This window comes from Streptomyces sp. NPDC037389 (assembly GCF_040636475.1).
Classification (GTDB): Bacteria; Actinomycetota; Actinomycetes; order Streptomycetales; family Streptomycetaceae; genus Streptomyces; species Streptomyces hesseae.
The window spans coordinates 710,507-731,823 of the sequence record NZ_JBEZUS010000001.1 but is presented as its reverse complement, the minus strand read 5'-3'; the positions used below and the strand labels follow the sequence as shown (position 1 = coordinate 731,823).

The 21,317-nt window shown below is 72.8% G+C and carries 22 protein-coding genes; 8 read left to right on the top strand and 14 right to left on the bottom strand.

Annotated elements, in window-relative coordinates; all coding sequences use genetic code 11:
- Positions 1–141 precede the first annotated feature (141 nt).
- A complete protein-coding gene (locus AB0E98_RS03405) occupies positions 142–420 on the bottom strand; it encodes a GlsB/YeaQ/YmgE family stress response membrane protein (RefSeq protein WP_361698034.1) in 279 nt (92 codons plus the stop codon).
- A gap of 220 nt (positions 421–640) precedes the next feature.
- Between AB0E98_RS03405 and AB0E98_RS03400 the strand changes: the two genes are divergently transcribed.
- Together AB0E98_RS03400 and AB0E98_RS03395 are read left to right on the top strand one after the other, a co-directional pair.
- On the top strand, positions 641–1,024 hold the full coding sequence (locus tag AB0E98_RS03400) for a DUF3099 domain-containing protein (RefSeq protein WP_361698032.1): 384 nt from the start codon (positions 641–643) through the stop codon (positions 1,022–1,024).
- 208 nt (positions 1,025–1,232) lie between these two features.
- Positions 1,233–1,460, top strand: coding sequence for a hypothetical protein (locus tag AB0E98_RS03395; RefSeq protein ID WP_311615370.1), 228 nt, complete (start codon positions 1,233–1,235; stop codon positions 1,458–1,460).
- Here the strand turns inward: AB0E98_RS03395 and moaA are convergent.
- The 3 genes from moaA to AB0E98_RS03380 form a co-directional block, all read right to left on the bottom strand.
- Positions 1,443–2,432, bottom strand: a complete 990-nt coding sequence (moaA, locus tag AB0E98_RS03390; RefSeq protein ID WP_361698029.1) for a GTP 3',8-cyclase MoaA — start codon at positions 2,430–2,432, stop codon at positions 1,443–1,445. The genes AB0E98_RS03395 and moaA overlap by 18 nt on opposite strands.
- Positions 2,433–2,529: 97 nt before the next feature.
- Positions 2,530–4,179, bottom strand: a complete 1,650-nt coding sequence (locus tag AB0E98_RS03385; RefSeq protein WP_361698026.1) for a cation acetate symporter — start codon at positions 4,177–4,179, stop codon at positions 2,530–2,532.
- A complete protein-coding gene (locus AB0E98_RS03380; protein WP_361698171.1) occupies positions 4,176–4,493 on the bottom strand; it encodes a DUF485 domain-containing protein in 318 nt (105 codons plus the stop codon). Before AB0E98_RS03380 ends, AB0E98_RS03385 begins: the two co-directional genes overlap by 4 nt.
- A gap of 349 nt (positions 4,494–4,842) precedes the next feature.
- Between AB0E98_RS03380 and AB0E98_RS03375 the strand changes: the two genes are divergently transcribed.
- Positions 4,843–6,393: a S8 family serine peptidase gene (locus AB0E98_RS03375; protein WP_361698023.1), complete on the top strand. Its 1,551-nt coding sequence runs from the start codon at positions 4,843–4,845 to the stop codon at positions 6,391–6,393.
- Here AB0E98_RS03375 and AB0E98_RS03370 read toward each other — a convergent pair.
- Both AB0E98_RS03370 and AB0E98_RS03365 read right to left on the bottom strand, forming a co-directional pair.
- A complete protein-coding gene (locus AB0E98_RS03370) occupies positions 6,348–7,178 on the bottom strand; it encodes a lysoplasmalogenase (RefSeq protein WP_361698020.1) in 831 nt (276 codons plus the stop codon). The genes AB0E98_RS03375 and AB0E98_RS03370 overlap by 46 nt on opposite strands.
- On the bottom strand, positions 7,175–8,065 hold the full coding sequence (locus AB0E98_RS03365) for a sterol desaturase family protein (protein WP_361698018.1): 891 nt from the start codon (positions 8,063–8,065) through the stop codon (positions 7,175–7,177). The genes AB0E98_RS03370 and AB0E98_RS03365 overlap by 4 nt, the downstream gene beginning before the upstream one ends.
- 216 nt (positions 8,066–8,281) lie before the next feature.
- Here AB0E98_RS03365 and AB0E98_RS03360 point away from each other — a divergent pair, with 216 nt between their 5' ends.
- From AB0E98_RS03360 to AB0E98_RS03340, 5 genes are all read left to right on the top strand, one after another.
- Positions 8,282–11,074: an MXAN_6230/SCO0854 family RING domain-containing protein gene (locus AB0E98_RS03360; protein ID WP_361698015.1), complete on the top strand. Its 2,793-nt coding sequence runs from the start codon at positions 8,282–8,284 to the stop codon at positions 11,072–11,074.
- Between the two features lie 64 nt (positions 11,075–11,138).
- A complete protein-coding gene (locus tag AB0E98_RS03355) occupies positions 11,139–12,146 on the top strand; it encodes a DEDDh family exonuclease (RefSeq protein ID WP_361698012.1) in 1,008 nt (335 codons plus the stop codon).
- 58 nt (positions 12,147–12,204) lie between these two features.
- Positions 12,205–13,029, top strand: coding sequence for an SURF1 family protein (locus AB0E98_RS03350; RefSeq protein WP_361698009.1), 825 nt, complete (start codon positions 12,205–12,207; stop codon positions 13,027–13,029).
- A 30-nt stretch (positions 13,030–13,059) separates the two neighbouring features.
- On the top strand, positions 13,060–14,844 hold the full coding sequence (locus AB0E98_RS03345; RefSeq protein WP_361698006.1) for a glycoside hydrolase family 15 protein: 1,785 nt from the start codon (positions 13,060–13,062) through the stop codon (positions 14,842–14,844).
- A 4-nt stretch (positions 14,845–14,848) separates the two neighbouring features.
- Positions 14,849–15,604 (top strand): SDR family oxidoreductase, encoded by a 756-nt coding sequence (locus tag AB0E98_RS03340; RefSeq protein WP_361698003.1) that lies wholly within the window; start codon positions 14,849–14,851, stop codon positions 15,602–15,604.
- Positions 15,605–15,625: 21 nt separating this feature from the next.
- Here AB0E98_RS03340 and amaP read toward each other — a convergent pair whose 3' ends face one another.
- From amaP to AB0E98_RS03300, 8 genes are all read right to left on the bottom strand, one after another.
- On the bottom strand, positions 15,626–16,222 hold the full coding sequence (gene amaP, locus AB0E98_RS03335; RefSeq protein WP_361698000.1) for an alkaline shock response membrane anchor protein AmaP: 597 nt from the start codon (positions 16,220–16,222) through the stop codon (positions 15,626–15,628).
- Between the two features lie 19 nt (positions 16,223–16,241).
- Entirely contained in the window at positions 16,242–16,859 is a 618-nt protein-coding gene (locus AB0E98_RS03330; protein WP_361697997.1) for a DUF6286 domain-containing protein, read from the bottom strand.
- Positions 16,856–17,212, bottom strand: coding sequence for a hypothetical protein (locus AB0E98_RS03325; protein WP_361697995.1), 357 nt, complete (start codon positions 17,210–17,212; stop codon positions 16,856–16,858). The genes AB0E98_RS03330 and AB0E98_RS03325 overlap by 4 nt, the downstream gene beginning before the upstream one ends.
- Before the next feature lie 3 nt (positions 17,213–17,215).
- Positions 17,216–17,416, bottom strand: coding sequence for a hypothetical protein (locus tag AB0E98_RS03320; protein ID WP_361697992.1), 201 nt, complete (start codon positions 17,414–17,416; stop codon positions 17,216–17,218).
- A 10-nt stretch (positions 17,417–17,426) separates the two neighbouring features.
- Positions 17,427–17,900 carry an Asp23/Gls24 family envelope stress response protein gene (locus tag AB0E98_RS03315; RefSeq protein ID WP_361697990.1) on the bottom strand — a complete coding sequence of 158 codons (474 nt, stop codon included), beginning with the start codon at positions 17,898–17,900 and terminating at the stop codon, positions 17,427–17,429.
- Between the two features lie 123 nt (positions 17,901–18,023).
- On the bottom strand, positions 18,024–18,815 hold the full coding sequence (locus AB0E98_RS03310) for an enoyl-CoA hydratase/isomerase family protein (RefSeq protein ID WP_361697988.1): 792 nt from the start codon (positions 18,813–18,815) through the stop codon (positions 18,024–18,026).
- A gap of 115 nt (positions 18,816–18,930) precedes the next feature.
- Complete coding sequence (locus AB0E98_RS03305) at positions 18,931–19,152, bottom strand: helix-turn-helix domain-containing protein (protein ID WP_344436970.1); 222 nt, start codon at positions 19,150–19,152, stop codon at positions 18,931–18,933.
- A gap of 367 nt (positions 19,153–19,519) precedes the next feature.
- On the bottom strand, positions 19,520–21,118 hold the full coding sequence (locus AB0E98_RS03300; protein ID WP_361697985.1) for an ABC-F family ATP-binding cassette domain-containing protein: 1,599 nt from the start codon (positions 21,116–21,118) through the stop codon (positions 19,520–19,522).
- Positions 21,119–21,317: the final 199 nt, after the last annotated feature.

The window sequence follows — 21,317 nt, the reverse complement described above, 5'->3', positions numbered from 1 at the left end:
TGTGTTTTTTATTGTTGTTTGCTTTCCCGCCCCGGCCGGGGGGGGGTTTTGGTGGCCTTAACCCGGGGGGGGGTTTTGGGGGGGGGGGGGGGGGGGGGGGCCGCCCCCCCCCCCCCCGGCCACCCTTTCCTTTTGGCTCGTTCAGCCGGTCCTGCGCCTGTTGCCGCGGACGCCGATCCACACCCGCTCGCCGAGGGCGACCAGCACCACCGCTCCCAGCAGCTGGAGCAGGTGCCGGATCCAGTCGATGCCATGGGTATGGCGGACACCCAGCACACCCGCCAGCCAGTTGCCGAGCAGGGCGCCGCCCAGGCCGAGAATGATCGTGAGCCAGAGGGGGATCTGCTGTTTTCCGGGGATGATCGCCTTGGCGATCAGGCCCAGGACGAGTCCGACGACGATTGCCCACAACCAGTTCATCTCGCCTCCTCGTGCGGAGCGACATGGATGCTCCGCCATTCTGGGGCCGTCCCTCCTACGGCGCACGTCGGATCCGCCCGTACGCCGGATGCGCACTTCGAGCGCCCATCGGTGAGCCGTCCCACGACCGACCCGGTCTCGTCCGCCGGAAGGCCGCGGCGTAACGTTGTGTACGTACGGGACCGAGCGAGTCGGTGCGGCAGTCGGGTGGTGGAACGTGATGCGGAAGCTGGGCGGCACGGAGGTCATCCGGATCACCGGAGCCCGCCAGGGCCTCTCGGAGGACGTGCGCGGGCGGCAGCGCCGGTACGTGATCTCGATGGGCATCCGGACGCTCTCGGTGGTGCTCACCGTGATCCTGTGGAACATCGAGCGCTACGTGGCGATCGGCACGCTGGTCCTGGGCGCGCTGCTGCCGTATGTGGCCGTCGTCATCGCCAACGCGGGCCGGGAGAACGCCCCTTCGCTCCCCGGTACGTTCGTACCGGCGCCGACGCGCCCGGCGCTGGGCCGCGCTCCGGAGAGGCCCTCCGACACCGTCGCGGAACCCGTCGCGGAAGCGGGACGGCCGGGACAGCACGATCAGGGGCACGGTCACGGCTGACCCTCCGGTTCCGGGCGGAGGCCTGCCGGACAGTGCGACAAGCTCAAGAAAACCTCAGATCAATCATGTGGATCGGTGCCCCGTTCCGGGCCCCCCGTGACATACTTCGTAGGCGCTCCGCATCCCCCGTCGGAGCGACAGACCGACGCCGGGCGGCTCCCCCCGTGGCTGCCCGGCGTCGCCGTGTCCGGCCACGTAGAGTCGAGGGGTGAACTCCCCCGAGAATGCCGTGATCTGCTCCGCCAAGGGCTGTCGTGCCGATGCCGTCTGGGTGCTCGCGTGGAACAACCCCAAGCTGCACACCCCCGAGCGCCGCAAGACCTGGCTGGCCTGCGAGGAACACCGTGAGCACCTCTCCAACTTCCTGTCCCTGCGCGGCTTTCTGAAGGACGTGGTGACGCTGGCGGAGTGGGAGGCGTCAGCCGCCGATCGCTGACATGGGGCGGCTGGGCTGGAGGAAGGACGGGTCGTCGATGCCCGAGCCGGCCTTCTTGCCCCACATGGCCGCCCGCCACAGCCCGGCGAGCTCCTCGTCCGTGGCGCCCGAGCGCAGCGCCCCGCGCAGGTCCGACTCCTCGGTGGCGAACAGGCAGGTGCGCACCTGTCCGTCGGCGGTCAGCCGGGTGCGGTCGCAGGCGGCGCAGAAGGGCCGGGTCACCGAGCCGATGACGCCGACGCGGGCGGGGCCGCCGTCGACGGTCCAGCGCTCGGCGGGGGCGGAGCCGCGGGCGTCCTCCGCCTCGGGGGTGAGGGTGAAGCGGGTGCGCAGGCTCGCCAGGATCTCCTCGGCGGTGATCATGCCGTCGCGCTTCCAGCCGTGCTGGGCGTCGAGCGGCATCTGCTCGATGAAGCGCAGTTCGTAGCCGTGCTCGACGGCCCAGGCCAGCAGGTCGGGGGCCTCGTCGGCGTTGTGCCCGGGCATCAGCACGGCGTTGACCTTGACGGGGGCGAGGCCGGCGGTGTGGGCGGCGGCCAGGCCGTCGAGGACGTCCTGGAGGCGCTTGCGGCGGGTCAGGGCGGTGAAGACCTCGGGGCGCAGGGTGTCCAGGGAGACGTTGACCCGGTCCAGCCCGGCGGCCTTGAGGGCTTGTGCGGTACGGGCCAGGCCGATGCCGTTGGTGGTCAGCGACAGCCGGGGGCGGGGCGCGAGGGCGGCGCAACGTTCGACGATGGAGACGAGGCCGGGGCGCAGCAGGGGCTCTCCGCCGGTGAAGCGGACCTCGGTGACGCCGAGGGCGGTGACGGCCACGGAGACCAGGCGGACGATCTCGTCGTCGGTCAGCAGATCGGGCTTGGCGAGCCACTGCAGGCCCTCTTCGGGCATGCAGTAGACGCAGCGGAGATTGCACCGGTCGGTCAGGGAGACCCGCAGGTCGGTGGCGGTGCGGCCGTAGGTGTCGATGAGCACGGTTCGGCCCCTCCCGCCGGACTTGAACGTTCGTTCGCTGGTCGCAGCGTACGCGATCGCGCGCGGGAGGGGCCGTGGCCTTTCGAAGGGCTGTGGGTCAGTGCGCCCCGTAGCCCGTCAGGGAGCGGACCTCGAGTTCGGCGTACTTCTTCTCCTGGTCGGGGGCCGGCTTGGAGAGGAGGGAGCCCAGCCAGCCGAGGGCGAAGCCCAGCGGGATGGAGACCAGGCCGGGGTTGCCGAGGGGGAAGTAGTCGAAGCTCATGCCCGGGAAGAGCGCCTTCGGGTTGCCGGAGACGACCGGGGAGAGGATCACCAGGGTGACGGAGGAGATCAGTCCGCCGTAGATCGACCACAGGGCGCCCTGGGTGGTGAAGCGCTTCCAGAACAGGCTGTAGAGGATCGTCGGCAGGTTGGCGGAGGCGGCGACGGCGAAGGCCAGGGCGACCAGGGCGGCGGCGTTGAGCCGGTGGGCGAAGATGCCCAGGGCGATGGAGACGGCGCCGATGACGACCGCGGCCAGCTTGGCGGTGAGGATCTCCTCCTTCTCGCTCGTCCGTCCCTTGCGGATGACGTTGGCCCACAGGTCGTGGGCGAAGGAGGCCGAGGAGGCCAGGGTCAGCCCGGCGACGACGGCGAGGATGGTCGCGAAGGCGACCGCGGAGATCACGGCCAGCAGGATCGCCCCGCCGGTGGAGCCCGCTCCCCCGCCGACCTCCTGGGCGAGCAGCGGCGCCGCGGTGTTGCCGGACTCGTTGGAGGCGATGATCGCCTTGGGGCCGACCAGGGCCGCGGCGCCGAAGCCCAGGGCGATGGTCATCAGGTAGAACGCGCCGATGATGCCGATGGCCCAGTTCACCGACTTACGGGCGGCCCGGGCGGTGGGCACCGTGTAGAAGCGGATCAGGATGTGCGGCAGTCCGGCGGTGCCGAGGACGAGCGCCAGGCCGAGGGAGACGAAGTTGAGCTTGGAGGTGCCGTCCTTGCCGTACTGGAGGCCGGGTTCGAGGAAGGCCCGGCCCTTGCCGCTGGCGTCGGCGGCGTGACCGAGGAGGGTGGAGAGGTTCCAGTGGAACTTGTTGAGCACCAGGATGGTGATCAGCAGGGTGCCCGCGATCAGCATGACCGCCTTGACGATCTGCACCCAGGTGGTGCCCTTCATCCCGCCGACGGTCACGTAGAGGACCATCACCAGGCCGACCAGGACGATGATCCAGCGCCGGGCCCCCTCGCCGGTGGCGCCCAGCAGCAGGGCCACCAGCGCGCCCGCGCCGACCATCTGGGCGAGCAGGTAGAAGATCGACACGACGATGGTGGAGGTGCCGGCGGCGGTGCGTACGGGCCGCTGCTTCAGCCGGTGGGCGAGGACGTCGGCCATGGTGAAGCGGCCGGAGTTGCGCAGCGGCTCTGCGACGAGGAGCAGGGCGACCAGCCAGGCGACGAGGAAGCCGATGGAGTAGAGGAACCCGTCGTAGCCGAAGAGCGAGATGGCCCCGGCGATGCCCAGGAAGGAGGCGGCGGACATGTAGTCGCCGGAGATGGCCAGGCCGTTCTGGAAGCCGGTGAAGGAGCGGCCGCCGGCGTAGAAGTCGGTGGCGTCCCTGGTCTGCCGGCCGGCCCAGACGGTGATGCCGAGGGTGGCGGCGACGAAGACCGAGAAGAGCGTGATGATCAGGGTGCGGTGGTCGCTCGCGCCGCCGGCCGCCAGCGGGTGGGCGGCGGCGGTCAGGACGGTGGTGCGTGGCGTCATTCCCCCGCCTCCAGACGGGCCTTGAGGGCCTCGGCCTTGGGATCGATCTGCGCCTCCGCGTGGCGGGCGTACCACCAGGCGATCAGGAAGGTGGTCAGGAACTGCGCCAGCCCGAGCACGAGGGCGATGTTGATGTTGCCGACGACGATGGTGTCCATGAAGCCGCCGGCGTAGTTGGACAGCAGGACGTAGAGCAGGTACCAGCTGACGAAGGCGACGGTGAGCGGGAAGGCGAACGAGCGGTGCGCACGGCGCAGTTCGCCGAACTCCTCGCTCGACTGCACGTCGAGGAAGTTGTCCGGCTGGGCGGGGATGGCGGGGTGAGCCGGCTCGGCCGGCCCTTTGGATGCGGTCGGTGGGGTACCCACGACCTCTTCTGAGTCCACGGCCTCTCCTGAACGAGTGGATACGGGGGCGCGAGCCGAGCCTGTGACTGGGATCACGCATCGTAGAGCGACACCGCAGTATGCGACAGTCCCCGGCCTTCTTCCTGCTGATTGCCGTTCGAGAGCGTTGTGTTGACGCTCCGGAGTCCTCGGCTCCACCGGCATTCTTGAGGAATTCATTGCCCGGGCCCGCTGATCGGCGCTAGCTTCACTCGTCACACCCCGCCCCCGCACGCCCGTGCGCACGGGCGGATTTCCGGATGATGTGGAGAACTCCATGGCTCATCTGCGACTCAGACGACGCCGCGCCCTGCTGGCGGCCCCGCTCGGTCTGGCACTCACCGCCTCCCTCGGCTTCCTGCCGGGCGCGGCATCGGCCGCCCCCTCGGCGGACGTTCCCGCGAAGGCCGCCGTCACCACGGACGGCCCGCTGCTCTCGTACGTCGTCAACATCCGCCCGGGCAGCCACACGACGGGGCTGGTGAAGAGGCTCATCGAACGTTCCAAAAGCACGATCGTGGCCTCGTACGACAAGATCGGCGTGATCGTCGTCCACTCGAAGTACCCGCACTTCGCGGAGACGATGCGCCTGGTGCCGGGTGTGGCCTCGGTGGGCGCCACCCGCACCGCGCCGCTGCGGTCGGCCGCCACGACCGACTACGGCAAGCCGGAGAAGCTGAAGCTCACCAAGGAGGGCGCGCTGGCCGCGGCCCGCGACACGGCGGCCGGCAAGGAGCCGCTGGAGGGCCTCCAGTGGGACCTCGGCGCCATCGGCGCGGACAAGGCCGCCAAGGTCAACCCGGGCAGCAGGAAGGTGACCGTCGCGGTCATCGACACCGGCGTGGACGACACCCACCCCGACCTCGCCCCGAACTTCGCCGCCGACAAGTCGGCCAGCTGCGTCACCGGCAAGGCCGACACCAGCCCCGGCGCGTGGCGGCCCCACAATCCGGCCAAGGACTACCACGGCACCCATGTCGCCGGCACGATCGCCGCGGCCCGCAACGGCGTGGGCGTCGCGGGCGTCGCTCCCGGCTCGAAGGTCTCCGCCATCAAGGTGAGCACCCCGGACGACAGCTCCTTCTTCTACGCGGAGAGCGTCGTCTGCGCCTTCGTCTTCGCCGCCGACCACGGCGCCGGGGTGACGAACAACAGCTATTACGTGGACCCGTGGATGTTCAACTGCCCCGACAACGCGGACCAGAAGGCGATAGCCGACGCGGTCGGCCGGGCCGCGCAGTACGCCCAGGACAAGGGCGTGGTCAACGTCGCCGCCGCGGGCAACTCCAACTTCGACCTGTCGGCCAAGGAGATAGCGGACGCCTCCAGTCCGAACGACTCCACGCCGCTGCCCCGGAAGATAGACCCCAAGGTCTGCCTCGACGTCCCCTCGCAGCTGCCGGGCGTCGTCACCGTCTCCGCCACCGGCGCGCGGGGGCAGAAGTCGTTCTACTCCAGCTACGGGCTGAACTCCGTCGACGTCGCCGCCCCCGGCGGTGACAGCCTCCAGGTGCCCGAGCTGCCCGGCAAGGACGGCCGCATCCTCTCCACGATGCCGGGCGGCGACTGGGCGTACCTCCAGGGGACCTCGATGGCCAGCCCGCACGTGGCGGGTGTGGCGGCGCTGCTGAAGAGCGCCCACCCCAAGTCCAGCCCGCAGGAGATCCAGTGGCTGCTGAAGGCCCAGGCGAAGAACCCGGGCTGCCCCACGGCCGTGTACGACCCCGACGGCACCGGCAAGTGGAAGGCCACCTGTGCCGGCACCAAGCACGTGAACGGCTTCTACGGCTTCGGCGTCGTGGACGCACTGGCGGCGGTCCGGGACTGATCTGACCCGGGCCCGGTGGAGGGGTCGGCCGGTGACCGGCCGGCCTCTTCCGTCCGGCCGGCCTCTTCCGTCCGGCCGGCCCCTTCCGACCGCCGCCCGGGCCCTTCCGTCCGCCGCCCGGGCCCTTCCGTCCGCCGCCCGGGCCCTTCCGGCTCGCCGTGGCACCGCAGCACCCCGTGGGCCAGCAGCCCCTGCGCGGCGATATAGGTGAGCATGACCCAGAACTGGGGCGCCGGGGCCTGCGGCCACTTGGCCAGTCCGCTCGCGAGGAGCGTGTCCGACAGCAGGAACAGCGCCCCGCCCGCCCCGGCCCACAGACGGGCGCGGGTGGCGCCCAGCGCCATCGCCGTCAGCAGCAGGCTGTAGAGCGCGACCGGCACCCGTAGCCGCTCGTCCAGACCGGGCCACAGCAGGACGACCACAGTGAGCCAGGCGCCGGCGTAGAGGGCCGCCAGCCGGTACGTCCGGGCGCCGCCGGGGCTCCCGTGCCGGGCGAAGAGCAGCAGATAGCAGACGTGCCCGGCGGCGAAGGACCCCATGCCCAGCAGGAAGACGGTGTCCCCGCCCACCTGGAGCAGGGTGTCGCCCCCGCAGCCGAGGAGCAGCGCGCCCGCGAGCAGCGGCGGTCCGCCGCGCAGCAGCACGTGGGCGGCGAGCAGGGGCATCAGCGCGGGCTTGGTGGCGTGGGCGAGGAGCGTGGCGCCCGTGAGCAGGGCGGTCAGGTGGATCACCGCCGTGGCGCCGAAGACGGCCAGGGCCGTCGTCGCGGCGCGGTCCCGGCTCACGCGACCCGCTCGGGGACGGCCTCCGGCTGTTCCTTGTCCGCCCGGGTGACGGCCGGAGGGTCCGGCTGCCAGCCGGGGCCCCGGAAGACCCGCCCGAACCGCTCCCGCCAGCTCCGCGCCGCCTTCACGTCGCGCCCGATGGCCACGTACTCGTGGGTGGCCACGCGCAGCGGGTTGTAGGTGTGGATGTTCTTGGTCAGGCCGTAGACCGGACGCTCCCCCTCCGGCACGAAGGACCCGAACATCCGGTCCCAGACGATGAGGATGCCGCCGAAGTTGCGGTCCAGGTAGCCCCCTTGCGAGGCGTGGTGGACCCGGTGGTGCGAGGGCGTGTTCAGCACGTACTCAAGGGGCCGGGGCAGTTCGCCGACCCGCTCGGTGTGCACCCAGAACTGGTAGACGAGGTTGGCCGACGAGCAGAACGCCACCGCCGCCGGGTGCACCCCGGCCAGCACCATCGGCACGTAGAACGGCCACACCGTCAGCGTGGTCCACGGCTGGCGCAGCGCGGTGGTGAAGTTGAACTTGCGGCTGGAGTGGTGCACCACGTGGCAGGCCCACAGGATCCGTACGACGTGGTGGCCCCGGTGGGACCAGTAGTAGAAGAAGTCCTGCGCGAGCAGCATCAGCGGCAGCGTCCACCACAGCACGGGCACGCGCAGGGGGGTGAGTTCGTAGAGGGCCGTGTAGACCGCCACGATCGGGATCTTCCACAGCGCGTCGAAGAGGAGGCTGCCCAGGCCCATGCCGACGCTGGTCGCCGCGTCCTTGGCCTCGTAGCCCTCGGAGCGGTCGTCGGGATGCATCCGGTAGCTCACCAACTCCAGTGCGGTGAGCAGGATGAAGGCGGGTATGGACCACAGGACCACGTCCGGTAGGTGCGGCATGGCCGCACCATAAGCGCGCTGCGGGGCGTGCCGCTAGAGGTTGTTACCCTCGGGTACCGCGGCTGGGAAAAGGGTTGGCCGCCGTGATCGGCCCCCGCCTAGAATCGGGGTGCGGGGGCGGCTCCGCGGAGCGCTTCCTTCTCTTCATCCGATAATGAATCCGAGCGCGCCCACTCTCCGCCCCCGTTTTCGCTTTTTCTCAGGGGGATCCGCTTCGTGTCCACACTCCACGCCGTGCTGCTCCGCCGTGCCCGGACCGTCTATGTCGACCATGAGCCGTCGCCGCCCGCCGCGGTGAGCGCGCCCGCCGTCGCGGCCGGACTGACCGCACTGGAGGGCGAGTTGCTGGACCGGGGGCACGCGCTGACCGAACCGCTGCGCACGGCGCTGGCGGGGGCCGGGGCGCGGGCCCTCGCCGACACCGGGCGGGGCCTGCTGCACGCGATCGACGCGCAGCTGGGCGCCGACCGTACGCACATGCCGCTCTTCCGCGGCTTCCCCCGGTCGGTGCCGAAGGACACGGACGCCCTCTTCGTGGACCGGGTCTTCAGCCTGCTGCTCCAGCGGCCGGAGCAGCCGTGCGTGCTGTGCGGCACGGTGGACGCCGTGCTGCCCGTCGCGCCGTGCGCGCATCTGGTGTGCCGCTCCTGCTGGGACGGCGCGGACTACACGGGCTGCCCGCTGTGCCACCGGCGCGTCGACCGTACGGATCCCTTCCTGCGGCCCGCCCGGCCCGCCGGCGCCGTCGCGCGGTCGTATCCGGACGGGCCGCTGCGCCTGCTCGTGCTGGGCACCTCGCGGACGGCGGACGCGGCCGCCGAGCTGGCCGGGCTGCTGGCCCGTGCCACGCCGCTGTCCCCGCAGGACCGCGACGACGTCAAGGTCCTCCTGGCGCACGCCGAGCCGGGCGGCCTGGACTGGCTGCCCGCCGACATGCCCGTCCGCGAGACCAGGGCACTGGTGCTCGGCACGCTCCTGCGCGACGGCGGGCCCGCGACCGTCGCCGCTGTGCGGGAGCGACTGCCGGAGCTGCTGACGACCGCCACGGATGCGCTGCGCCTGCTGTGGGTGTGGTCCGGCGGCGAGGCGGACCTGCTGTCGCCGCCCCGGCTGCGCGGGGTGCCGCGCGGGCTGCGGCGCGAACTGCTCGCCGTCCTCGACGGATTCGCGACGCCCTCGCTCGTCGAGGACCTGCTCCGGCACCCGGAGGCGTGGAAGCGCGCGGCGGAGCTCCTCCATCCCTTCGAGGGACACACGCGGCACCCGCGAGCGGCACTGGCCTTCGCGGCGCTGCGGGGCACGGAGGTGTCGGGCGCGGGGTCGCTGGGCGAGGCGCTGCTGCGGACGGCGGCGGGGCAGCCGGAGGCGGTGGCGGTACGCGCCGGCTCCCGCGGGGCTCCTGGTGCGGCGGGGCAGCCGGGGAGCGACGGTCCCGTGCCGCCCCCGCGCGGTGTCCGGATCGTCGCGCGTACGTGGGCGGGCCGGGTCGAGGAGGCGCTGCGTCGCGGGGACGCCGCCGGGGCCGTGGCGCTGCTGGCGCAGCGGCCCGGCGAGCTGGTGCGGCGGCTGGACCAGTTGTTGCGCGTGTACGGGGGCGAGGAGCTCGCGCCCGAGCTGGGCGCGGCGCTGGAGCACGGCCTGCCGAAGGCCGGTCCCGGGCCGCTGCTCGGGGCGCTGGGCGCGCTGCGGGGGCGGCACCTGCCGTCGTCGCGGCGGGTGTTCTTCCCCCGGGGCCGGGTGGGTCGCGCGCAGGGCGTGGACGACGTCCGGCCGCCGCTGCCCGCCCCGCTGGTGGCCCGGGTCGCCGGGCTGCTGGAAGCCGAGGTGGTACGGCGGCTCGGCGCCGCGTCCCGCTACGAGCTCGCCGTGCTGGCCCCGGGACTGGCGTCCCTGCCGGCGCCGTTCGCCGAGCGGTCCTCGGCGACGTCGCTCGTCGCGGTGCCGCGCGGCAGTGAGCTGCGGCTGCCCGAGGGCCGGGTGCTGCGGCTGTTCCTCCACTGGATGGAACCCGAGGGCACCCGGGTGGACCTCGACCTGTCGGTGGCGTTCTTCGACGAGGACTGGCGTGCGGTCGGGCTGTGCGACTACACGCGGCTGCGGTACCGGGACGACGCCGCCGTGCACTCCGGCGACCTGACCTCGGCACCGCCGCCGGACGGCGCGACCGAGTACGTCGACCTGGACCTGACGGCGCTCGCCGGGGCCGGGGCGCGCTATGCCGTGCCGGTGGTCTTCAGCTTCAACGACGTGCCCTTCGACGAGCTGCCGGACGCCTTCGCGGGGTTCATGACCGTCTCCGGCCCCGCCGAGGCGCGGGACGCGTCGTACGACCCCCGGGCGGTACGGCAGCGCTTCGACCTCGCCGGGGAGTCCCGGATCTGCGCGCCGATGATCGTGGACCTGGCGGACGGGCGTGCGCTGTGGACCGATGTCCACCTTCCGGGTGACAGCGGTGTACACGACCTCGGTCGGCACGGGGACGCGCTCGGCGCGCTCGCACGGGACCTGTGGGGGCACTTCACGGGCGGGGCCCGGGTGACCCTGTGGGACGTGGCCTGCTGGCACGCGGCGGCACGATGCGACGAGACCGTCGTCGTGCGGTGCGCCTCCGGCGCGGGCACGTACGGGCCGGGTGCGGTCGGCTCGCGCGCCGACGGCGCGTGTCCGGCCCGTCCCGCCCCGGTACACCCCGGCGTCGAGTTGTGGCGCTACCGGCGCCGGGGCGGCGAGGACGTCGCCGCCTTCGCGGCGCGGCTGCGCACGCTGGGCGTGCCGGACTCCCGGGAGCCGGCCGGCAGTGCCGACGGTGCCGGCCGTACCGGCCATCCGCGCGGCCCCGCCGCACACGTGGCCGACGGCCGTCACGTCTTCCTCGCGTTCGTCGAGGGGGACGAGCTGTCCCCGGTCGGCGCGACCGGCACGGTCTACCGTCTCTTCCCCGGCGCCGTCGACGCGTGCGCGGGGCCGGAGCGGGTGACGGCCGGCGGGTTGCTGGCGGAGCTGGCCTGAACCCGGCCGCGCGGGAACCGGCCGGATCCCGCGTTGTCAGCGGTGGCCCGTAAGCTCTTGGACCATGCTCGAAGACCGCACCGCCGCCGCACCGCCCACCCCGTGGCCGGCCGCGTATCCCGAGGGGTACGCGGTCGTCGACGTGGAGACCACCGGGCTCGCCCGGGACGACCGGATAGTGTCGGCCGCGGTCTACCAGCTGGACGCCCAGGGGCAGGTGGAGGACCAGTGGTACACGCTGGTCAACCCGCAGCGCGATCCGGGCCCGGTGTGGATCCACGGGCTGACGTCCGAAGTGCTCGCGGACGCGCCGCTCTTCCAGGACATCGCCGGCGAGTTCGCGAAGCGGCTCGACGGCCGGGTCCTCGTCGCGCACAACGCGGCCTTCGACTGGTCGATGATCGCCCGGGAGTACGCCCGGGCCGGCACCGCCGCCCCGGTGCGGCAGCGGCTGTGCACCATCGCGCTGTCGAAGGAGCTGAAGCTCCCCCTGCCGAACCACAAGCTGGAGTCGCTCGCCGCGCACTACGGCGTCGTACAGCAGCGCGCCCACCACGCGCTGGACGACGCCCGGGTGCTGGCCGAGGCGTTCCGGCCGAGCCTCCACCTGGCGGCGGGGGCGGGGCTGCGGCTGCCGCTGCTGGCCTGCCAGCCGCTGACCGAGTGGTCCGACGGCCCGGCGGCCGCGCCCGCGTACTCGGCGAGGGTCGGTTATCAGCCGTCCTACCGGTCCGGCACCTCCGGCACCTGGCGGGCCAGCCGCAAGCGCCCGGCGTGCCCCTACCCCAACCCCGGCCGTTACGCGCCGGGCGGGCAGCTCAAGCAGGGGATGCGGGTGGCGTTCTCCGGGGACACCTCCATCGACCGGGAGCTGCTGGAGGACCGGGCCGTGGAGGCGGGTCTCCATGTGGCCACGAGCATCTCGCGGCTCACCAGTGTGCTGGTGACCAACGACCCCGGCTCCCCCACCTCCAAGGTCGTCAAGGCCGGCTCGTTCGGTACGCCCGTGATCGACGAGGCGGCGTTCGTCCAGCTGCTGTCGCACGTCACCCCGGCGGAGGGCGGCGCCTGAGCGAGGGGTCGGGCCCCCGTGGCGAGGGGGGCGAACCCCACCAGGTACCGTCAAACGCGTGTACCGCTTCCTGCTGACCCGGCAGTGGGTGATCCTCACACTTGTGGGGCTCGCCCTCATTCCGGCGATGATCAAACTGGGCTTCTGGCAGCTCCACCGCCACGAGCAGAGGGTCGCCCGCAACGACCGGATCGCCCACAGCCTGGCGTACACCCCCGCGCCCGTCGGCACGCTCAGCGCCCCCGGCCGTGAGGTCCCGCAGGAGAACGTCTGGCGCAGGGTCACCGCGACCGGCACCTTCGACACCAAGGGCGAGGTCGTCGTCCGCTACCGCACCGACGAGTCGGGCAAGTCCGGCTTTATGGTGATTACGCCGCTAGTGCTGGACAACGGTACGGCGCTCCTCGTCAACCGCGGCTGGATCCCCGCCGACGGCGGCCAGCTGGCGTTCCCGGCCGTGCCCGCCGCGCCCTCCGGCAAGGTCACCGTCACGGGCCGGCTGCGCGCCGACGAGACGCCGGGCAGCGGCATCAAGGACACCAAGGGCCTGCCGCCCCGCATGATCATGCTCATCAACAGTGAGCGCCAGGCCAAGGAGCTGCACCGCCCCGTCCTCGGCGGTTATATCGAGCTGATCTCCCCCACGGGCGAGAACCAGCCCCAGCCCGTACCCGACCCGGACCACAGCAGCATCGGCAACCACATGGCGTACGCCGTCCAGTGGTGGCTGTTCAGCGCGGGCGTGCCCGTCGGCTGGTTCATCCTGGTCCGCCGCGAGCGCCGCGACCGCGCCGCCGACGCCGCGGCGGCCGCTTCGGCCGCTTCAGCCGGGGAGCCGGCGAACGACGCCGGGGTCGCCCGGACAGCCGCGTCCCCGGAGTAGCCCGCGCGGGGCCGGGGAAGGACGCCCCGCGTGTCAGCACTCATCGAGGACTACGCGCTCATCGGCGATCTGCAAACCGCCGCCCTCGTCGGCCGGAACGGCTCCGTCGACTGGCTCTGCCTGCCCCGCTTCGACTCGGCCGCCTGCTTCGCCGCGCTGCTCGGCGGCGAGAACCACGGCCACTGGCGGCTCGCCCCCGTGGGCGCCGGCGAGTGCGCCCACCGCTCCTACGCCGACGACTCCCTCGTCCTGGAATCCGTCTGGGAGACCGACGGCGGCACCGTCAAGGTCACCGACTTCATGCCGCAGCGCGACCGCGCCCCCGACCTCGTCCGGATCGTCGAGGGCGTCAGCGGGTCCGTCGAGATGCTGGGCGTGCTGCGGCTGCGGTTCGGCCACGGCGCGATCGTCCCCTGGATGCGCCGCGGCGACGGCCACCACGTCGCCGTCGCCGGCCCCGACTCCGTCCGGCTGCGCAGCGAGCCGCCCGTGACCACCTACGGCCGGGACTTCAGCACCCGCTCCGAGTTCACGGTCGAGGCCGGGCAGAAGGTCGCCTTCGTCCTCACCTGGCACCCCTCCCACGAACCCCGCCCCCCGCTCGCCGACCCCCATGACGCCCTGCGCCGCAGCCTGGCCGACTGGCGCGCGTGGGCCGGCCGCTGCCGGTTCCGGGGCCCGTACCGCGAGGCCGTGCTGCGCTCCCTGCTCACCCTCAAGGCCCTCATCTACGCGCCCACCGGCGGGATCGTCGCCGCCCCCACCACCTCGCTGCCCGAGGAGATCGGCGGCGTACGCAACTGGGACCACCGGTTCTGCCGGCTGCGCGACTCCGCCCTCACCCTGGAGACCCTGCTCGCGCTCGGCTACGAGGACGAGGCCCGGGCATGGCACGACTGGTTGCTGCGCGCGGTCGCCGGGGACCCCGCCGACCTCCAGACCGTGTACGGCCTGGCGGGCGAGCGCCGGATCCCCGAGTCGGAGCTGGACTGGCTGCCCGGCTACGAGCGGTCCTACCCCGTCCGGGTCGGCAACCAGGCGGCGGGCCGGCGCCGGCTCGACGTCTACGGCGAGGTCATCGGCTCCCTGCACGCGGCGCGCCGCGGCGGCCTCGGCGGCCGGCCGCACGCCTGGAACATCCAGCGCCGCTTCCTGGAGTTCCTCGGGAACCACTGGCGCGAGCCCGACTCGGGGCTGTGGGAGGTGCGCGGCCCGCGCCGCCACTTCACCCACTCCAAGGTGATGGCCTGGGTCGCCGCCGACCGCGCGGTGCGCACCCTGGAAGAGGACCCCTCGCTCCGCGGCGACCTCGACGGCTGGCGGGCCCTGCGCGACGAGATCCACCGGGACGTCTGCGAGCGGGGCTACGACGCCGAGCGCGGCACGTTCACGCAGTACTACGGCTCGCGGGAGGTCGACGCGGCCACGCTGGTCATCGCCCGCACCGGTTTCCTGCCGCCGGACGACCCCCGCGTCGTCTCGACGGTCGACACGATCCGGCGCGAGCTGACGCACCACGGCCTCGTCCGCCGCCACAGCGTCGAGGGCGAGCCGGTGGACGGGGTGCCCGGCGGTGAGGGCGCCTTCCTTGCCTGCTCGTTCTGGCTGGCCGACGCGCTGTTCCTGACCGGCCGGACGAAGGAGGCCCACGAACTCTTCGAGCGGCTCCTCGCCGTGCGCAACGACGTCGGCCTGCTCGCCGAGGAGTACGACCCCGAGGCCGGCCGGCAGCTCGGCAACTTCCCCCAGGCCCTCAGCCACATCGGCCTGGTGGGCACGGCCCTTCTGCTGACGGGGCGGGACACGGCAGACTGACGCCATGGATCTTGGACTTGAGAACCGGGTGTACGTACTGACCGGCGCGAGCCGCGGCCTGGGCTTCGCCACCGCCCGCGCGCTGGTCGCCGACGGGGCCCGTGTGGTGATCTCCGGGCGGGACGCGAGGACGGCCGAGGCGGCGGCCGGGGAACTCGGCGCGGGCGCCGTAGGAGTGGCCGCCGACAACGCCGACCCCGCCTCGGCCGAGCGGCTCCTGGACACCGCCCGGGAGCGCTTCGGCCGCCTGGACGGCGTGCTCATCAGCGTCGGCGGCCCACCGCCCGGCTCGGCCGCCGACAACGACGACGCCCAGTGGCGCGCCGCCTTCGAATCCGTCTTCCTCGGCGCCGTCCGGCTGGCCCGCGCGGCGGCCGGCGCGCTCGACGAGGGCGGCGTGATCGGCTTCGTCCTCTCGGCGTCGGTCCACGAGCCGATCCCCGGTCTGACGATCTCCAACGGCCTCCGCCCGGGCCTCGCGGGCTTCGCCAAGTCCCTCTCCCTGGAGGTCGCCCCCCACGGCATCCGCGTCGTCGGCCTGCTGCCGGGCCGCATCGCGACGGACCGCATGCGCGAGCTCGACTCCCTCTCCGGCGACCCGGAAACCGCCCGCGCCCGCCGCTCGGCGACGATCCCGCTGGGGCGGTACGGGCAGCCGGACGAGTTCGGCCGGACGGCCGCGTTCCTGCTGTCGCCGGCGGCGTCGTATGTGACGGGGGTGATGCTGCCGGTGGACGGCGGCGCGCGGCACGGGTTCTGAGGACGGGTCACGCGGCCGCCCTCACCCCACCCGCTCCGCCCGGTGCCGTACCGCCCGCAGTCGCACCTCCGCCGGGAGGCGGGCCAGCCCCGCCGACGTCCGTGCGTGGTGGAGGACTTCCTCCCGCAGTCGCGCCAGCGCCGCTCCCGGGGCCCCGCGCGCGGCCAGGGTCAGTACGACCTGTGCGCGGGGTGCCGTCCGGCGCCCCGTGAGCGCGACGGTCGCCCGTTCCACCCCCGTCAGTCCTTCGGCTTCCGCCTCCATCACTTCCTCCAGCGCCCGTCCCCGTACCGACGCCACCTCTCCGCCGCCGCTGTGGACGACCACCTCGCGCAGCCGGCGGCGGCGGGCCTGGGCGGAGAGCCACCATGTGGCCAGCAGGACGATGACGGCCAGGGTGGTGATGACCACCGGCCACCACCAGCCCCTGCCGCGCCATCTCCGCAGGTCCGCGGTGGGGAGCAGCACGTCGTCCGGGCCGTCGAACGGCCAGGACGACGGCAGTTCGAAGCCCCAGCGACGCGGCAGGTCCAGCGCGCCGATCAGGACGGCGGCGCCGAGCGCCAGGAGGAGCGCTCCGGCGAGCCCGGTCAGCAGCCGGTTGACGGTCCTCAGCACGGTGGACCACCCACCCCGTTCACCTCTTCGCCGGGCGTCGTACGTGCACGGACAGGGACGGCTCCCGGGCGAGCCCCAACTCGCGTACGCCCTCGGCCAGTACGGTGTTCACGTCCGTCCGTACCTCGTCCAGGTCCCGGAAGTGGGAGCGGGCCCGGGCGCGGACCACGCGGCGGCCGACGTCGACGCGGACGGTCTGGACGCCGGGGACCTCCATCACCCGGTCGCGGAGCACCAGGGCCGCCGCCCGGCGTTCCAGTCCGGCCCGTACGCCGTCGTCGCCCGTGCCGTCGGCGCGGCGCATCGGCAGTACTCCGCGCAGGCCCGGGGCGACGGCGAGGACGATCAGCCAGCAACCGGCGAGGACGGCCGCCACGGCGCCGGCGATCACCAGGCCGTCGCCGAGGTGACGGGTCGCCAGCTCGTGGGCGAGGCGGTGGCGCCAGGCCATGGCGGGGCGGCCGGCGCGGACGGCGGCGATGTCGTAGAGGAAGAGCCCGGCGACGGTCAGGGTCGCGGCCGCGAGCAGGGTGGCGGGCAGTCTGCGCGCGGAGCGGAAGCGGGGGGCGCGGCCGCCCTCGACGGCCTGGGGCGCCCCCTCCCCGGCCGTCTTCTCCAGTGGGACGGGACCGCTCATCGCACCCGCACCCCCGAGGTCCGGCCGGTGTGCGCGGAGTGCAGCCGCTCGACCGTGATGACCACTTCGGGCACCTCCATGCCCGTCAGTTCCCCGACCCGTTCGGCGATCCGCTCGCGCACGGCGCGGCAGCGGGCGCCGATGTCGGCGGGGTAGTCCAGCTCGACGAGGACGCGTACGCGGGCGGAACCGTCGCGGACGACGACGGAGGCGTGCGGGGGCTCATGGTCTTCCGGGGGTGCCGTGCCGCTCAGCGCCTCCAGGGCCGCCCGGGAGGCGATCTTCGCGACGACACGGTCGGCGATCCGGGTGGCGCCGCGCTCGGTGGGCACCACCGCTTGTCCTCCCCGCACGCCCTACCTCCCGTGCCGGTCGCGGTCGCGCGGGCGCAGCAGCCGTGAGAACTCACCCGGCTCCAGATCGCTGTCGAGGAGCCGCCCGCCCACGAAGCCCACCGCGCCCAGGGCCGCTACCAGCAGGAAGGCGCCGAACCCCCCGAAGTAGCCGGCGAAACCGAGAGCCATGCCGGCGATCATGCCGGCCACGGCCATGCTCATCACGCGCTCCTCACTGGAGCCTGGGCTCCGGCTCTTCTTCCTCGTCCGGCAGCTTGACGTCGGTCACGGCGATGTTGACCTCGACGACCTCCAGGCCCGTCATCCGCTCCACCGCCGTGATGACGTTTTCCCGCACGGCGCGGGCGACATCCGCGATGGCGACGCCGTAATCCACGACGATCTCCAGATCGAGAGCCGTCTGGACCTCGCCGACCTCCGCCTTCACTCCCCGGGCGACGGACTTCCCGCCCGGCACCCGGTCGCGGACCGCCCCGAAGGTACGGGACAGTCCGCTGCCCAGGGCGTGGACGCCGACGACATCGCGGGCGGCGAGGCCGGCGATCTTCTCCACGACGCCGTCGGCGATGGTGGTGCGGCCCCGCTCGGCGGGGGCTACCGGCTCCTTGCCGGAGCCGGGGTGCCGGCCCGGGGCGGGGCCGGGCTTCTGACCGGTCTGGTGGGGCTGACTCGATGTGTCGGTCATCGGTGTGCGCCTCTCTTCCCGTCCCTTGCCACCATAGGCGGGGTGGCCGCGCCCCGCTTGGGCGATCGGGGGGAAGTCCGGCCGGCGCCGGTCAGCGGGAGGGGGCGCGGGAGGCGCGCGGTGTCACTCCCCCAGGCCCGCGAGGTCGCGCAGCCGGCGCGCCTGCGCCGCGCGCTCCGCGACGCGCTGCTCCTCGTACGTACGGTCGAGGGCGCCGCGCAGCAGTGCCTTGGTCTCGACGACCGCGTCGCGCGGCGCCGCCAGCAGGGCCGCGGTGAGGTCGGCGGTGGCGGCGGGGAGCTCCGCGAGGGGGACGACCGCATTGGCCAGGCCGATGCGCTCGGCCTCGGCGGCGTGGACGAAGCGGCCCGTGGCGCAGATCTCCAGTGCCCGGGCGTAGCCCACCAGCGACACCAGCGGCTGGGTGCCGGTGAGGTCGGGCACCAGGCCCAGGCTGGTCTCGCGCATGGCGAACTGCGCGTCGTCGGCACAGACGCGCAGGTCACAGGCGAGGGCGAGCTGGAAGCCCGCGCCGATGGCATGGCCCTGGACGGCGGCTATGGAGACGATGTCGGTGCGCCGCCACCAGGTGAACGCCTCCTGGTACGCGGCGATCTCGGCGTCCAGCGCCTCGTCGCCGCCGCGGGCCAGGTCCAGGAAGGACGGCTCGCCGTCGAAGCCCTCGGGCGTGAACGCCTGCCGGTCGAGGCCGGCGGAGAAGGACTTGCCCTCACCCTGGAGCACCACGACCCGCACGGTGCCGGGCAGCAGCCGGCCCGCCTCGGTCAGCGCCCGCCAGAGCGCGGGCGACTGGGCGTTGCGCTTGGTGGGGTTGGTGAGGGTGACGGTGGCCACCGTGTCATCGACGGTGAGCCGTACGCCGTCCTGGTCGAGCAAGGTCTCGCTGGCAGTCATGGGGGCCTCCGAATTGCCCGCAGTCATTTAGTTGACTGCACAGTAACCACCCGGACGGCCGGTCGGCCGACCGGGTGGGACTGTCCTGACCGCTTTTCTCACAAGGTGCGCGACGTCAGACCGAGGCGGCCTTCTTGCCGCGCGTCGCTCCACCGCGGCCCCGCAGGACCACGCCGGATTCGGTGAGCATCCGGTGGACGAAGCCATAGGAGCGACCGGTCTCTTCGGCCAGCGCCCTGATGCTCGCACCGGAGTCGTACTTCCTCTTCAGGTCTGCCGCGAGCTTTTCGCGCGCGGCGCCGGTCACCCGGCTGCCCTTCTTCAGAGTCTCGGCCACCCGTGCCTCCTCATGGGAGATGCGCCTCTTGTCTCTCATGATCACCCCTAGGCGGCCTCCTGGCCACCCATTCGGCAAGGTCCATAAGAAGTCCAAGGGAACGGACGTCCGTGTTTTCCGGCCACGGCAGGCCCTGGCGCAGGCAATTCCGCATGATCAGGCTCGTACGGCCGTACGGGTGGCGGGGTGAAGCGGCAGGTCAGACAGGGCCCTGTGCCGCGCGGCGCGAACGGCGCCCCGCATCCCGTACAGCGCGTGCGCCGGAGCGACGGAGGGCGGCACGGTACGAGCCGCCCTCACTCAGATGATGGATCACGCCTCGGCCGAATGATCGGGACCGCACTGATCAAGAGCGGTCCCGGGCCGGTCAGGCGAGCGCGACGAGATCCGCGTAGTCCGGGCCCCACAGGTCCTCGACGCCGTCCGGGAGCAGGATGATCCGCTCCGGCTCCAGGGCGTCCACGGCGCCCTCGTCGTGCGTCACCAGCACCACGGCGCCCTTGTAGGTGCGCAGCGCGCCGAGGATCTCCTCGCGGCTGGCCGGGTCGAGGTTGTTGGTGGGCTCGTCGAGGAGGAGGACGTTGGCGGAGGAGACGACGAGCGTGGCCAGCGCCAGCCGGGTCTTCTCACCGCCGGAGAGCACGCCCGCGGGCTTGTCGACGTCGTCGCCGGAGAACAGGAAGGAGCCCAGCACCTTGCGGACCTCGACGAGGTCGAGGTCGGGCGCGGAGGAGCGCATGTTCTCCAGGACCGTGCGGTCCGGGTCCAGCGTCTCGTGCTCCTGGGCGTAGTAGCCCAGCTTGAGGCCGTGGCCGGGGGTGACGCCGCCGGTGTCGGGCTTCTCGGCGCCCGCGAGCAGCCGCAGCAGGGTGGTCTTGCCCGCGCCGTTGAGGCCGAGGATGACCACGCGGGAGCCCTTGTCGATGGCCAGGTCGACGTCGGTGAAGATCTCCAGCGAGCCGTAGGACTTGGACAGGCCCTCGGCGGTGAGCGGGGTCTTGCCGCAGGGCGCGGGGTCGGGGAAACGGAGCTTGGCGACCTTGTCGGAGACGCGCACCGCGTCCAGGCCCGAGAGCAGCTTCTCGGCACGCTTGGCCATGTTCTGCGCGGCGACGGTCTTGGTGGCCTTGGCGCGCATCTTGTCGGCCTGCGAATTGAGGGCCGCGGCCTTCTTCTCGGCGTTCTGCCGCTCTCGCTTGCGGCGCTTCTCGTCGGCCTCGCGCTGCTGCTGGTAGAGCTTCCAGCCCATGTTGTAGACGTCGATGGCCGAGCGGTTGGCGTCCAGGTAGAAGACCTTGTTGACGACGGTCTCCACGAGGTCGACGTCGTGGGAGATCACGATGAAGCCGCCGCGGTAGGACTTGAGGTAGTCCCGCAGCCAGACGATGGAGTCCGCGTCGAGGTGGTTGGTGGGCTCGTCCAGGAGCAGGGTGTCGGCGTCCGAGAAGAGGATCCGGGCCAGCTCGACCCGGCGGCGCTGACCACCGGAGAGGGTGTGCAGCGGCTGGGTGAGGATGCGGTCGGGCAGGCCGAGGCTGGCGGCGATGGTCGCGGCCTCCGCCTCGGCGGCGTAACCGCCCTTGGTCAGGAACTCCGTCTCCAGGCGCTCGTACTTCTTCATGGCCTTCTCGCGGGTGGCGCCCTGGCCGTTCGCCATCCGGTCCTCGTTCTCCCGCATCTTGCGCAGGACGAGGTCGAGGCCGCGCGCGGAGAGGATGCGGTCGCGGGCGAGCACGTCGAGATCGCCGGTGCGGGGGTCCTGCGGGAGGTAGCCGACCTCGCCGGAGCGGGAGATGGTGCCCGCGGCGGGGATGCCCTCACCGGCGAGGCACTTGGTGAGGGTGGTCTTGCCCGCGCCGTTGCGGCCGACCAGGCCGACGCGGTCGCCCTTGGCGATGCGGAACGAGGCGGACTCGATGAGGACGCGTGCGCCGGCGCGCAGCTCGATGCCGGATGCGGTGATCACGAGGGGTTCTACTCCTGGGCAGTGATGGACGGCGGAAGGACGGACTCGGTCGCTATGACGCCGTCTAGTGCACGAGGAGGAATGCCATACGGACCAGTCTAACGGGGGCGCGCAAACCGGTTCGCGGGGTCGCCCGCCACGCCGGACGTGCCGGAGAGCGCGGGGCCGGGGCGATTCGCCGATACTCGGGGTGGACAGC

Bases quoted from the DNA above. Each gene is read 5' to 3' on its own strand.
- AB0E98_RS03310 (WP_361697988.1), bottom strand. From the start codon at position 18,815: ATGACTGCCAGCGAGACCTTGCTCGACCAGGACGGCGTACGGCTCACC.
- AB0E98_RS03375 (WP_361698023.1), top strand. From the start codon at position 4,843: ATGGCTCATCTGCGACTCAGACGACGCCGCGCCCTGCTGGCGGCCCCG.
- AB0E98_RS03315 (WP_361697990.1), bottom strand. From the start codon at position 17,900: ATGACCGACACATCGAGTCAGCCCCACCAGACCGGTCAGAAGCCCGGC.
- AB0E98_RS03330 (WP_361697997.1), bottom strand. From the start codon at position 16,859: ATGAGCGGTCCCGTCCCACTGGAGAAGACGGCCGGGGAGGGGGCGCCC.
- AB0E98_RS03400 (WP_361698032.1), top strand. From the start codon at position 641: ATGCGGAAGCTGGGCGGCACGGAGGTCATCCGGATCACCGGAGCCCGC.
- AB0E98_RS03405 (WP_361698034.1), bottom strand. From the start codon at position 420: ATGAACTGGTTGTGGGCAATCGTCGTCGGACTCGTCCTGGGCCTGATC.
- AB0E98_RS03365 (WP_361698018.1), bottom strand. From the start codon at position 8,065: ATGCCGCACCTACCGGACGTGGTCCTGTGGTCCATACCCGCCTTCATC.
- AB0E98_RS03385 (WP_361698026.1), bottom strand. From the start codon at position 4,179: ATGACGCCACGCACCACCGTCCTGACCGCCGCCGCCCACCCGCTGGCG.
- AB0E98_RS03320 (WP_361697992.1), bottom strand. From the start codon at position 17,416: ATGAGCATGGCCGTGGCCGGCATGATCGCCGGCATGGCTCTCGGTTTC.
- AB0E98_RS03355 (WP_361698012.1), top strand. From the start codon at position 11,139: ATGCTCGAAGACCGCACCGCCGCCGCACCGCCCACCCCGTGGCCGGCC.
- AB0E98_RS03340 (WP_361698003.1), top strand. From the start codon at position 14,849: ATGGATCTTGGACTTGAGAACCGGGTGTACGTACTGACCGGCGCGAGC.